The 13513-nt window shown below is 41.7% G+C and carries 9 protein-coding genes; 4 read left to right on the top strand and 5 right to left on the bottom strand.

What is annotated here, in order from left to right:
- Nucleotides 1-21 precede the first annotated feature (21 nt).
- From dnaE to hldE, 4 genes are all read right to left on the bottom strand, one after another.
- On the bottom strand, nucleotides 22-3501 hold the full coding sequence (dnaE, locus tag EDC44_RS00045) for a DNA polymerase III subunit alpha (RefSeq protein WP_131974119.1): 3480 nt from the start codon (nucleotides 3499-3501) through the stop codon (nucleotides 22-24).
- A gap of 179 nt (nucleotides 3502-3680) precedes the next feature.
- Complete coding sequence (gene rne / locus EDC44_RS00040) at nucleotides 3681-6632, bottom strand: ribonuclease E (RefSeq protein ID WP_131974117.1); 2952 nt, start codon at nucleotides 6630-6632, stop codon at nucleotides 3681-3683.
- A 474-nt stretch (nucleotides 6633-7106) separates the two neighbouring features.
- Complete coding sequence (locus EDC44_RS00035; protein WP_131974115.1) at nucleotides 7107-7475, bottom strand: hypothetical protein; 369 nt, start codon at nucleotides 7473-7475, stop codon at nucleotides 7107-7109.
- Nucleotides 7476-7553: 78 nt separating this feature from the next.
- Entirely contained in the window at nucleotides 7554-8981 is a 1428-nt protein-coding gene (gene hldE / locus EDC44_RS00030) for a bifunctional D-glycero-beta-D-manno-heptose-7-phosphate kinase/D-glycero-beta-D-manno-heptose 1-phosphate adenylyltransferase HldE (protein ID WP_131974113.1), read from the bottom strand.
- A gap of 127 nt (nucleotides 8982-9108) precedes the next feature.
- Here hldE and EDC44_RS00025 point away from each other — a divergent pair, with 127 nt between their 5' ends.
- Nucleotides 9109-10044: a Kdo(2)-lipid IV(A) acyltransferase gene (locus EDC44_RS00025; protein ID WP_131974111.1), complete on the top strand. Its 936-nt coding sequence runs from the start codon at nucleotides 9109-9111 to the stop codon at nucleotides 10042-10044.
- A gap of 61 nt (nucleotides 10045-10105) precedes the next feature.
- On the opposite strand, the gene EDC44_RS00020 is transcribed toward EDC44_RS00025, so the two are convergent.
- Nucleotides 10106-10897 carry a hypothetical protein gene (locus EDC44_RS00020; RefSeq protein ID WP_131974109.1) on the bottom strand — a complete coding sequence of 264 codons (792 nt, stop codon included), beginning with the start codon at nucleotides 10895-10897 and terminating at the stop codon, nucleotides 10106-10108.
- 82 nt (nucleotides 10898-10979) lie between these two features.
- Here EDC44_RS00020 and gloA point away from each other — a divergent pair, with 82 nt between their 5' ends.
- The 3 genes from gloA (at nucleotide 10980) to EDC44_RS00005 (ending at nucleotide 13347) form a co-directional block, all read left to right on the top strand.
- On the top strand, nucleotides 10980-11387 hold the full coding sequence (gene gloA / locus EDC44_RS00015) for a lactoylglutathione lyase (protein WP_131974107.1): 408 nt from the start codon (nucleotides 10980-10982) through the stop codon (nucleotides 11385-11387).
- A gap of 52 nt (nucleotides 11388-11439) precedes the next feature.
- Nucleotides 11440-12105 (top strand): ribonuclease T, encoded by a 666-nt coding sequence (gene rnt / locus EDC44_RS00010; protein ID WP_131974105.1) that lies wholly within the window; start codon nucleotides 11440-11442, stop codon nucleotides 12103-12105.
- Between the two features lie 81 nt (nucleotides 12106-12186).
- Entirely contained in the window at nucleotides 12187-13347 is a 1161-nt protein-coding gene (locus tag EDC44_RS00005; protein ID WP_131974103.1) for a chorismate mutase, read from the top strand.
- Nucleotides 13348-13513: the final 166 nt, after the last annotated feature.

The following is a 13513-nucleotide window of genomic DNA, read 5'->3' as shown; positions in this document are numbered from 1 at the left end:
TTTTTAATTTTCCCCTCTTCGCTATTCAAACTCTAATTCTACCGCACTTTCTCCCAGCTTATCGCTCAGTGCAGTTAATAATTCGTCCGTAGGTTTCACATACCATTGTACACCGAATTTAACCAATGCTCTGCCTTGCGGGCTTTGGTAGTAAATATGTAATGGCAAACTTCCCCCAATATAAGGCGTGATAATATCTTTAAAATCCGCAATAAATTTTTTATTAATTTGTTCTTGCGTTAAGCTGATTGCCAAGCTTTTTGCATAATGACTACGGGCTTCGTCTAATGTCATTAATTCACGCACCGACATTTTCAATCCTTGAGAAAAATCATCAAAACTCACTTGTCCCGTGGCAATGACAATGCTGTCCTTTTGCAGCTTCTCCCCGAATCGCTCCAATGCTTCCGAAAATAATGTTACATCCAATCTGCCGGAGCGATCATCCAGTGTCGCAATTCCTAAACGGCTGCCGCGTTTCGTCACTGCAAAACGCGATGCCACCACCAAACCACTGGCTGTACTTACTTGTCCGCGAAAATTAGGTGCTAATTCATTTAATCGAGTCGGGCTATAATGAGAAAGCTCTTTTAAATAACGGCTGATAGGATGGCTACTTAAATAGAGCCCCAGCGTTTCCCGCTCACCGTCTAAAATCACTTTTTCCGACCATTTCGGTGTATTGGCATAAGCAATTTCGACCTCTTCATGGGTCTCGGTGAGCACACCGAACATATCGGTTTGCCCCGCAGCTTCATCTTTAGCGTGTTGATCAGAGGCTTTCAATGCATCTTCTAAATTTTTTGATAATGCTGCACGATGCGGCCCCAACTTATCGAAAGCACCAGACATAATCAGGCTTTCAAAAGTACGCCGATTGATTTTCTTCAAGTCCACACGGGCACATAAATCAAATAAATCTTTGAAAATTCCGCCCTGTTCACGAGCTGCAATCAGGGCTTCAATCGGTCCTTCACCCACGCCTTTAATAGCGCCGATACCATAAACGATTTCACCTTGTTCGTTGACACTGAAATGATGTTTACCTTTGTTGATATCCGGCGGTGTGACTTTCAATCCCATCCGCAAACATTCATCGTACAAACCGACAATTTTATCCGTATTATCCATTTCTGAAGTCATTACCGCCGCCATAAATTCCGCAGGATAATGGGCTTTTAACCATAAGGTTTGATAAGATACCAAAGCATAAGCAGCCGAGTGGGATTTATTAAAACCGTAACCAGCAAACTTCTCTACCAAGTCAAAGATTTTCATCGCCAATTCGCCGTCAATACCGTTATCAATTGCACCTTGTTCAAACACCGAACGCTGTTTCGCCATTTCTTCCGGCTTTTTCTTACCCATGGCACGACGTAATAAGTCCGCCCCACCTAATGAATAACCCGCTAAAGCTTGTGCAATCTGCATGACCTGTTCTTGATAAACAATAACGCCATAGGTCGGTTCTAAAATCGGTTTTAAGGATTCATGCTGATACTGCGAATCCGGATAAGCCACTTCTTCCCGTCCGTGTTTACGGTCAATAAAGTTATCCACCATACCGGATTGCAAGGGTCCCGGACGGAACAACGCCACTAACGCGATAATATCTTCAAAACAGTCCGGTTTCAGGCGTTTGATAAGATCTTTCATACCGCGAGATTCCAGCTGGAATACTGCCGTCGTTTCAGAATTCAGCAACAATTCAAATGACGCGTCATCATCTAAAGGAATGGCACTGATATCTATATGCGGTTTGCCCTCGCGCTCCATACGTTCATTGATCATATCCAATGCCCATTTAATAATGGTGAGCGTTCTCAAGCCTAAAAAGTCAAACTTCACCAAGCCCGCATACTCCACGTCGTTTTTATCAAAATGAGTGACTGGATGCTGACCTTCGGAATCGCAATAAAGCGGTGAAAAATCCGTAATCAAGGTGGGTGATATCACAACACCACCCGCATGTTTACCCGCATTACGGGTAACACCTTCCAGCTTGCGAGCCATGTCGATCAAGGCTTTCACTTCTTCATCGGCGTCATAAATTACCTGCAACTGCGGTTCTTCTTCAAAGGCTTTGGCTAATGTCATTCCCGGTGTCGGCGGAATCAATTTGGAAATGCGATCCACAAAACCGTAAGGATGTCCTAATACTCGCCCCACATCACGAATCACGGCTTTCGCAGCCATAGTACCGAAAGTAATAATTTGCGATACCGCCCCGCGTCCATACATTTCCGCTACATGATCGATCACACGATCTCGCCCGTCCATACAGAAATCCACATCAAAGTCCGGCATGGACACCCGTTCAGGATTTAAAAAACGCTCGAATAGCAAATCAAATTCCAACGGATCCAAGTCGGTGATTTTTAATGCGTAGGCCACCAACGAACCTGCGCCGGAACCCCGTCCCGGACCAACCGGAATACCATTGTCTTTCGACCACTGAATAAACTCCATTACGATTAAGAAATAACCGGGGAACCCCATTTGGTTGATCACATCTAGTTCAACCTGCAAGCGTGCATCATATTCTCCGCGTTTTTCCGACCGTTCTTTTTCATCGGGAAATAGCACTTTCAGACGCTCTTCCAAACCTTCTTTGGATTTTTTAACCAAAAAGTCTTCCGTGCTTAAATCACCGGTGGGAAATTGCGGCAAAAAATATTCACCCAAACGGATAGTCACGTTACAACGTTGTGCAATTAACAGCGTATTTTCTAACGCCGACGGAATATCGGCAAACAGCTCACACATTTCTTGTTCGCTGCGGAAATATTGTTGACTGCTATATAATTTAGGGCGTTTCGGATCATCTAAAGTAAAACTGTCATGAATCGCAACGCGAATTTCGTGTGCTTCAAAATCATCTTCTTTTAAAAAACACACATCATTGGTTGCTACCAACGGCAAGTGATGTTTTTTTGCCAGTTCCAATGCCAAACCGATATAACGTTCTTCTTCGCTACGCCCCGTACGCGTAAGGGCGAGATAAAAATGATCCGGAAAATATTTTTGATAAAAACCGACCGCACTTTCCACTTCTGCAAGATGATCTTTCAACAATTTTTTGCCGATATCACCATTGCGACCGCCAGACAACACAATCACGCCTTCGGCATATTCGATCAACCATTCCTGATCAATAAAAGGCAGCTCTTCATAACCGCGTTGATAGGCTTTGGAAAGTAATAATGTGATATTTTTATAACCGATATTATCTTTTGCCAACAAGGTGAGTTCAAATAACTCATCACCGCAAAGTTTGCTTTTTACCAGCACATCCGCCCCGACAATCGGTTTCACGCCGGCAGATAATGCCTCGCCATAAAACCGCACCAAACCGCAAAAGTTAGTAAAATCCGTCAATGCCATTGCCACCATGTCATTGCCCGCACAGGCTTTCACCAACGGTTTCACTTTCGCAATACCATTAATCATTGAAAAGTCACTATGTACACGCAAATGCACAAAACGCGGTGCTGTTGACATTAGAATTCCTTGTTGTTTTTAGATAAATAAGCAAATAAAGTGCGGTATATTTTAGCGAAATTTTGATCTTTCTTAAAGAAAACTTTAGACATAAAAACATTTCAAATTATGACCGCACTTTCGTTGTTTCCATAAAAAACGCTTACTTTACAGTAAGCGTTTTTGAGAGGTTTGACCAATTACTCTGCTTTCGCCTGCGTCGGTTCGGCAAAAATATGGCTGATGGCACTGTGATGACCCGCTGCACCTTTACCGTGGAAGTAATAACGGGATTCTCTCCATTGTTCGATTGGAAAGGCTTCATTTACTTCATCGGCGGCTTTGGCTAAAGTCATTGCCACTTTAGTATGTTGTACCGCAGAGAATGTTCCTACGCGACCATTAAACTGATACTTGCTTTGATATGTTTCAATCGATTTAGTCACATCATCCTGAGCAATTTCAGCCACTACTTCGACCGGCTCAATTTCAGCAATCTGTTGCGTTGCAGCCTCAGCTACAGTATTCACAGGAGCGGCTATATCGGTTTGATTTAATTTCTGTAAAGACTCTTGAACTTTTTTCTCCACAGATTCATTAGCCGGTTGAGAAACAAACATACCTAACGGGCGTGAAGCATTATCCGGTTCCACGACTACTTCTGTTGCCGGTGTTGCGGCAACGACATCGATCTTATGACCTTGTTGCTCCAACATTTCATCCACCGACATAAAGTTATTTTCTTTTGTCGGTTGAGAATTATCTAAACTCACCCACACTTTACCGCTGGCCAATTCCGGTGAGGCGACTGCTGCAAATAACGGCATTGGCGATTTTGCACGACGGCGACGTTGATTATTGCTCACACGTAAATGACGCGGTAAACGGCGGGAATTGCGATTGTTATCCCGTAATTTTTCCGTCCCGGTTTCTTGTACGGCACTATCCGTATTTTCAGCAACCGCTTCGGTTACATTCGTTTCAGCAACAGTATCAATCGGTTTAGCCACAACATCTGCTTTTTCAACAGCTTCAAATTTTTCGCTGATTTCTACCGCACTTTCATCGTTTTCGTTTACATTCACACGTACTTTTTTGCGTAAATCACGACGAGGACGACGGACTTGTATCACTTCTTCCACAACACGAGTCACTGCGGTTTGCCCGCTCTCGCCTTGAACATCTGCAATATTTTCATCAACCAAATTCGCCGCTTTGCGATTATTACGTTTGCGATCCGCATTGCGTGAACGATTATTTTGTTGTTCCGCTTTGCTTTCTTTTGTTGAGGCTTGCTCATCACGTTCCGTATTATCGTTATTGCGCTCATTACGTGAACGGCGTTGATTGCGACGTTCCTGATTATTACGACGATTGCGATTACTTTGATTGTTTTTTGTTTTCGGTTTTTCTTCAACTTTAGGTTCGGAAGCAAAAATACCTTTAATCGCAGCAATGATACGTGCGATCAAAGACGGTTTATTTTCTTCCGCTTTTTTCTCTACCGGACTTGGTGCCGGAGTTGAAATATCCAAAGAAACCGCCGCACTTTCCATCACAGATTCCGTGCTTACCGCGGCTTGATCAATATTGCGGGAAACCAAAGATTCTTCCGCAACAAAACTATCTTCCTGCTCTTGGTGCAATTTTGCCAAGTTGTAACTTAAAATATTGCTGTCTTCTCCATCACGCATACGGAATACGCTGAAGTTCGGGGTTTCCATCGCTTCATTCGGCACAACGACAATATCCACATCGTGGCGTTTTTCAATACTGTAAATGGCCTTACGTTTTTCATTCAATAAGTAAGAGGCAATTTCCACCGGTACAATAGTATGTACTTTCTTGGTGTTTTCTTTAATCGCTTCTTCTTCCAATAAACGCAAAATAGATAAAGACAAGGACTCGTTATCGCGTACTTTACCCGTTCCCTGACAACGCGGGCAAATATGATGAGAACTTTCACCTAATGACGGGCTCAAACGCTGACGGGACATTTCCAATAAGCCGAAACGGGAAATACGGCTGATTTGGATGCGGGCACGGTCTTGGCGTACCGCATCCCGCATACGGTTTTCCACTTCGCGTTGATGGCGGATCGGTGTCATATCGATAAAGTCGATTACGATCAAACCGCCTAAGTCACGTAAACGCAATTGGCGGGCAATTTCATCCGCTGCTTCTAAGTTGGTGTTCAGTGCAGTTTCTTCAATATCACCGCCACGGGTTGAACGTGCAGAGTTGATATCGATAGCGGTTAACGCTTCGGTCACATCAATCACGATGGAACCGCCGGACGGTAAACGCACTTCGCGTTGGAAAGCGGATTCAATTTGCGATTCGATTTGATAATGACTGAAAAGCGGTACTTCGCCCTGATATAATTTCACACGATTGATGAAATCAGGGCGGATCAATTTAATATGATTTTTCGCTTTTTCATAAATTTTCGGACTGTCAATTAAGATCTCACCGATATCACGACGCAAGTAATCGCGGATCGCTCGCACGATCACGTCACTTTCCTGATGGATCAAAAACGGAGCGGGACGATTCTCAGAGGCTTGTTTAATTGCTTCCCAATGGTGTAATAGCACCTTTAAGTCCCATTGCAACTCTTCCGGTGATTTGCCTACCCCGGCAGTACGCACGATAAGACCTACACCATCCGGCACTTCAAGTGAACTTAGCGCTTCTTTTAATTCCAGACGTTCGTCCCCTTCGATACGGCGGGATATGCCGCCGGCACGCGGATTATTCGGCATGATTACCAAATAACTGCCGGCCAAAGAAATGAAAGTTGTTAACGCAGCACCTTTGTTACCACGCTCTTCTTTACTCACTTGAACAATAACTTCCTGACCTTCCTTAATGATGTCGCGAATGTTCGGACGGCCTTGAAATGCGTAACCTTCAGGAAAATATTCACGGGCAATTTCTTTTAAAGGCAAAAAGCCGTGACGTTCGGCACCATAATCTACAAATGCCGCTTCAAGACTTGGCTCGACACGGGTGATTTTTCCTTTGTAAATATTGGCTTTTTTCTGTTCGTGACCCGGACTTTCGATATCCAAATCAAATAAACGTTGTCCATCGACTAACGCAACACGCAACTCTTCTTTTTGAGTTGCATTGATTAACATTCTTTTCATTGTGTTTTTCTCAATTATTTTTATTAATTATCAATAATTTAAACAAATAGTTTGGGGCTTCGTTATCGACCTCGTGTCTGTCGCTAAAGTCAATCTCACGATTATCTCGTGCTGGGTGCATTGATAACGTTACTGAAATCGGCATTTGCCAATAAAATTTCAATAAAACAAAAATGATGGAATTCAAAAATTCTGCAAGCAACTGCTTTGCTTAAATCAAAAAATAAAGTTGATATTCAATGTCTTATGCCCAATGCCGCATTGCGAGTGATAAACTCATCAACCATGAGTATTTTTTCGTATCCAAATACTAAAAAATACTCGTTATTATCTCTTAAATGGAGTGACTTTGGCAAGGTGAAAAGACTGAATTTAACAAAAATTTGACAAAAGCGACCGCACTTTCTATAAAAAAAGGCGAGTGATAAAAATCAATCGCCTAAAACTACAATCGCATTTATGTTGAAAGGTCAATTAAGGTACTATTCTCCAATTATCGTAATGCCCGATTAAATTTTCATATTGTCCGCTCGGTTCAAAACCATTTTCCGGCGAACGTTGGTGCAGTTGATTTAACAAATCGGCATTTTTTTCAGTGGCATCAAAAAACTGTCGACAGTCTTGTACGTGCATTAAACTACCACCGATTCGTCCGTTATCGAAAAACCAAATCCCGGCTACTTCATGCGGTTCTCCCGGCGATACTTCACGTTCTTTAATTTTGCGTAAACGAGCTGCGGCAACCAAAAAAACGCCGTTATTTTCCGCATCTTTTACTTTCGCGTAAACGCGTTTAGACAACATAGGACAATATACAAGCCCAATTACATCAAATTGATTCATAATTTTTCCTTATAAACAAAAAGCCGTAATGAAATACGGCTTTATTGTGACAAAGAAATATGACAGTTTAATGACAATTTATTCCAGTGATTGAATTTTTTTAATCACATTACTGGTTGAGCAACCATTTTCAAAATTCAATACTTTAACATCGCCGCCGTTTGCCCACACTTCTTTACTGCCTGCGATATCTTCCGGTTTGTAATCTCCGCCTTTGACCAAAAGATCCGGCAATACTTCACCGATTAAACGTTGCGGAGTATCCTCTACAAACGGAACAACCCAGTCCACGGAGGCAAGACCGGCAAGCACTGCCATTCGAGCGTTCAAATCATTGATCGGACGACTTTTACCTTTCAGGCGTTTAACGGAATCATCACTGTTCACCGCAACAATTAAACGATCACCGAGTTTGCGGGCATTGGCTAAATAAGAAACATGTCCGGGATGCAGAATATCGAAACAACCGTTGGTCATCACAATTTTTTCACCGCGGGCTTTTGCTTGGGCGACCGCCGCTTTCAATTCTTTTTCTGCCATCACACCGAAACCAGTTTCGGTACGACCGTGAATAGCATGTTCCAATTCCACTGTTGAAACTGTTGACGTACCCAATTTGCCCACTACAATGCCTGCCGCCACATTTGCCAAATAACAGGCTTCTTCAAACGCTCTGCCATCGGCCAATGCCGTAGCCAATACGCTGATTACCGTATCGCCCGCACCGGTCACATCAAACACTTCTTTAGCAACCGTCGGTAAATGAAATGCGGTCTGATTCGGACGTAATAACGTCATACCATTTTCCGAACGGGTTACTAAAAGTGCGGTCAAATCGTAGTCGGAAATCAGCTTCAATCCTCTTGCGATTAAATCATCTTCCGATTGACATTTTCCTACAACCGCTTCAAATTCAGATAAATTTGGCGTTAATAACGTCGCTCCGCGATATTTTTCAAAATCCGTACCTTTCGGATCAATTAACACCGGCACATTCGCCGCTCGGGCAATTCGGATCATTTGTTGTACTTGATTCAACGTGCCTTTACCATAATCCGATAAAATCAATGCACCGTAATTTTTGACTACCGCCTGTAATTTCTGTAATAAATCGGAATTAACTACATTATTAAAGTCTTCTTCAAAATCAAGGCGTAATAATTGCTGATGGCGAGAAAGAATACGCAATTTCGTAATGGTGGGATGAGTCTCTAATTGCACAAAATTACAATCAATTTTTTGCTTTGCCAGTAATTGAGTTAATGCCGTTCCGGCTTCATCCTGACCGGTTAATCCGAGCAATTGTACCGGTACATTTAACGCGGCGATATTCATTGCCACGTTGGCCGCACCACCTGCACGTTCTTCATTTTGTTGAACTTTTACCACAGGAACCGGCGCTTCCGGAGAAATACGGTTAGTGGAACCGAACCAATAGCGGTCGAGCATCACATCACCTAACACTAATACTTTTGCTTGATTAAAATGTGCTGAATATTGAGCCATTGCTGTTTCCTTTATCGCAGACTAATTTATAATTTTGGGGGATTTTACCATAATTAAACATATTCAAAATGAAATTTATCTAAATTTCCGTTAAAATAACCCACACTTGATGATGGAAAATTAAATTATGACGAACGAAAAATTACCTAAATTTCAAAAATCATTTCTTGCTCCTAAATATTGGGGCTTTTGGCTTGCAGTGGGATTATGGCGCTTAATAGTATTATTACCTTATCCCGTTTTGTTGAAAATCGGTCACGGCTTGGGATTATTATTTACCAAACTTAAAGTGGGAAAACGCCGTGCTAAAATTGCTCGTCGTAATCTAGAATTAAGCTTTCCTGATTTGCCGCCGGAAAAAATCGACGCTATCTTGCAAGAAAATTTAAAAGCCGTCGGAATGGCCATCATCGAAACCGGTATGGCTTGGTTCTGGTCGGACGAACGGATGCGTAAATGGTACAAAGTGGAAGGTTTGGATAATCTGCTGAATCATCGACAGGAAGGTATCTTATTAGTGGGTGTGCATTTTCTTACCCTTGAATTAGGAGCAAGAATGGTCGGCCTTCAACATCAAGGTATCGGCGTTTACAGACCCAACGACAATCCTGTATTTGACTGGTTGCAAATACGCGGCAGAATGCGTTCTAATAAAGATATGATTGATCGCAAGGACTTACGGGCCATGATCAAGGCCTTACGCAAAGGCGATATGATTTGGTATGCTCCGGATCACGATTATGGTAGAAAAAATGCGGTATTCGTGCCGTTTTTTGCTGTTCCGGATGCCTGTACCACAACCGGTTCATATTATTTATTAAAATCTGTACCCAATTGCAAAGTGGTTCCTTTTTCGCCTTTGCGTAACCGCGATAATTCCGGTTATACCTTAAGTATCTCCGAGCCGGTAGATTTTTCGGATTTAGATAATGAAACCGATATTGCTATACGGATGAATCAAATAGTTGAAAAAGAGATCTTAAAAGGCGTGGAACAATATATGTGGATGCATCGACGCTTTAAGAATCAACCGGATGAAAATGCACCAAGTTTATATGATTAACTTCATATTAATGAAAAAACCTCTCCCGTTTACGGGAGAAAGTTTGAAACTGTCCGTTTAGTCAAGAAACTGAAATAAAAACGGGTAAACTCAACGCCACACATAAGGCAAACACTAACGGCGTATAGCTAAGTTTGGTTTGCCGTAAAATCGGTTGCATAAACACTGCGGATAAAATCAAATGTAACACAAAATAAACCGCCAGTCCGCTTTGTAATGTTGCGCCGCTGAAATGCATAACGCCAGCCCAAATCAAAATCACCACGGCATTAAGCAATAATACCGCAATAAAGGACATTGGCATCAATGCAATAAAACCTTGCAAACGATTGCGACTGATAATTAATGCCAGATAGGCTAATAAAATTGCAGTGAATATCTGACTGATCAAATTGTAACGCACGATATTGACATCAGATAAACCGAACAACATGACCAAATATAAAATCAAACCCGCACCACCGACAATAAATCCGCCAATCAAAAATGGCGTGCGAACAACTTCATTTTTGCGATGTACTGCACCGGATAAAGTTAATAAAGATCCACATACCACTAATAAATATAATAATAGGCTATGAGTTGCCAAGAGCCAATTTACGGCGAACAATCCGCCCCAAAAACCGAGCCAGCATAAATTTACAATGGCTAACCGTCCCCGTTGCCCCTGGCAAATTTCACCGTAAAAAAACGCAATTTGACATAATAATTGTGTCACTAAGACCGCAAAAGCAAAATGCGATCCTAAATTCCCCGCCTGCCCCATTAACCAATAATCCATAGAAAAAACCAACATTACCGGCAAAATGCTCAAAAGTGCGGTCAAGGGTACGGTATTTTTTTCGTCTGACATAACTTCCTTCATAAAGTAACTGATTTATTGCGGGAATTATGCCATAATTCCGATAGCTTTTCTCAATAAAAAGGAATACATTATGCGAATTTTACATACTATGTTGCGAGTGGGGGATTTACAACGTTCAATCGGCTTTTATCAAAATGTATTGGGTATGCGTTTATTGCGTACCAACGAAAACCCGGAATACAGATATTCTTTAGCATTTTTAGGTTATGATGACGAAGATAAAACCGCAGTGATTGAACTCACTTATAACTGGGGCGTAACGGAATATGAATTGGGTACGGCCTATGGTCACATTGCTATTGGCGTGGATAATATTTATGCCACTTGCGAAGCCGTTGCGAAAGCGGGCGGTAAAGTCACCCGTGAACCGGGGCCGGTAAAAGGTGGCAAAACCGTAATCGCCTTTGTAGAAGATCCTGACGGTTATAAAATCGAATTTATTGAAAATTCTCAAGCCAAAGATGCACTTGGCAATTAATCTTGTTAGTTAAAATGCCGGGTTATTGTGTTAACCCGACTTTCTTATAGTTATTCAAATTATGTCTGAACAATCGTCCGAACAAACAACACTTGATTATAATTTACTAAAAAACCGTTTTCGCGGCTACTTCCCGGTGATTATTGATGTGGAAACTGCCGGGTTAAATAGTAAAACTGATGCGTTATTGGAACTGGCCGCTATCACCACTAAAATGGATGAAAACGGTTTGTTGGTTCCCGATCAAAAATGTCATTTTCACATACACCCTTTTGAAGGTGCGAATATTAATCCCGATTCTATGAAATTTAACGGGATCGATATTGATAATCCGCTGCGTGGTGCAGTGTCGGAAAATATTGCGATTACCGAAATGTTTAAGATGATCCGCAAAGCACAAAAAGAGGCAAACTGCCAACGTTCTATTATGGTGGCTCACAATGCCGCTTTTGATCAGGGCTTTATTATGGCGGCGGCAGAACGAGTGAGAGCAAAACGGAATCCGTTTCACCCGTTTTCAACTTTTGATACCGCCACACTCAGCGGTTTTATGTTCGGTCAAACGGTGCTGGTGAAAGCCTGCCAAGCGGCAAAAATCGAATTTGACGGTAAACAGGCACATTCTGCTTTGTATGATACGGAACGTACTGCCGAATTATTTTGTTTTATGGTGAACAGACTAAAATCCTTAGGCGGATTTCCATTATCTGAAAAATAAGATAATTTCTTACCGCACTTGAGTATTTCGTCTGACTCCCCTACAATGTTCCCAATCTGTTTTTTATGATTGGGAACCCAAATGGCATTAGATCTCTCCGAAATCCGACAACAAATCACACAAATCGATCGCAGTTTACTGAAATTGCTTTCCGAACGTCATCGCTTAGCGTTTGATGTGGTACGCAGCAAAGAAATCACGCAAAAACCATTGCGTGATACGGAACGCGAACAACAACTTCTGCAAGAATTAGTACAATTTGCAGAAAACGAAAATTATCAGTTAGAATCGCAATACATCACCAATATTTTCCAAAAAATTATTGAAGATTCCGTATTGACTCAGCAAGTCTATTTACAAAAGAAACTTAACGAACAACGGGAACAAAATATCCACATCGCTTTCTTAGGTAAACGCGGTTCTTATTCTCATTTGGCAGCCCGCAGTTATGCTACCCGTTATCAAGAGCAAATGATCGAATTGAGTTGCGAATCTTTCAATCAAGTGTTTGACAAAGTAGTCAGTGGTGAAGCGGATTATGGTATTTTGCCTTTGGAAAATACGACATCAGGCTCCATCAACGAAGTGTATGACTTGTTGCAACACACCGAATTGGCATTAGTAGGCGAGCTGGCTTATCCAATCAAACATTGCATTTTAGTGTCCGAACAAGATGATTTAAGCAAAATCGATACTTTATACAGTCACCCGCAAGTGATTCAACAATGCAGCCGTTTTATTCAAACTTTAAATCGTGTGCATATTGAATACTGCGAAAGCAGTTCCCATGCAATGCAACTGGTTGCAAGTTTAAACAGACCGAATATCGCTGCACTTGGTAATGAAGACGGCGGTAACTTATATGGTTTGCATGTGCTAAAAACCGATATTGCCAATCAAGTCAATAATATTACGCGTTTTATTATAGTAGCGAAAAAAGCAGTTACCGTTTCTCCGCAAATTCCGACCAAAACCTTATTATTAATGAAAACCGGACAAAAAGCCGGTTCTTTGGTGGATGCATTATTGGTATTCAAAAAACACGAAATCAATATAACTAAATTGGAATCCCGCCCGATTTACGGCGAGCCTTGGCAAGAAATGTTCTATTTGGAAATTGAAGCCAATATCAATCACCCCGATACAAAACACGCCTTAGAAGAATTGCAAGAATATTGCCGTTATTTGAAAGTGTTGGGTTGCTACCCAAGTGAAATTGTACGACCGGTGGATTTAGATTAATCCACAGCCGGCTAAAATAAAAAAGTGCGGTAAAATCTACCGCACTTTTGCTTATTGACTTTGCCAATAATTGGTGTAATAGACAAAATAGTTGCTATAAAGTGGGTTAAAGCCTTATAGTATAAGGCTTTAACCCCTATTTTTGAAAATGAATAAAAAACTTGTC

Source organism: Cricetibacter osteomyelitidis (genome assembly GCF_004340985.1).
GTDB lineage: Bacteria > Pseudomonadota > Gammaproteobacteria > Enterobacterales > Pasteurellaceae > Cricetibacter > Cricetibacter osteomyelitidis.
Note: the sequence above shows the minus strand (reverse complement) of the source record. Positions and strands in the feature narration are given on the sequence as shown.

What these genes read in the sequence shown, in the direction of transcription:
- dnaE (WP_131974119.1), bottom strand. Translation starts at nt 3,501, where the DNA reads ATGTCAACAGCACCGCGTTTTGTGCATTTGCGTGTACATAGTGACTTT.
- rne (WP_131974117.1), bottom strand. Translation starts at nt 6,632, where the DNA reads ATGAAAAGAATGTTAATCAATGCAACTCAAAAAGAAGAGTTGCGTGTT.
- EDC44_RS00035 (WP_131974115.1), bottom strand. Translation starts at nt 7,475, where the DNA reads ATGAATCAATTTGATGTAATTGGGCTTGTATATTGTCCTATGTTGTCT.
- hldE (WP_131974113.1), bottom strand. Translation starts at nt 8,981, where the DNA reads ATGGCTCAATATTCAGCACATTTTAATCAAGCAAAAGTATTAGTGTTA.
- EDC44_RS00025 (WP_131974111.1), top strand. Translation starts at nt 9,109, where the DNA reads ATGACGAACGAAAAATTACCTAAATTTCAAAAATCATTTCTTGCTCCT.
- EDC44_RS00020 (WP_131974109.1), bottom strand. Translation starts at nt 10,897, where the DNA reads ATGTCAGACGAAAAAAATACCGTACCCTTGACCGCACTTTTGAGCATT.
- gloA (WP_131974107.1), top strand. Translation starts at nt 10,980, where the DNA reads ATGCGAATTTTACATACTATGTTGCGAGTGGGGGATTTACAACGTTCA.
- EDC44_RS00005 (WP_131974103.1), top strand. Translation starts at nt 12,187, where the DNA reads ATGGCATTAGATCTCTCCGAAATCCGACAACAAATCACACAAATCGAT.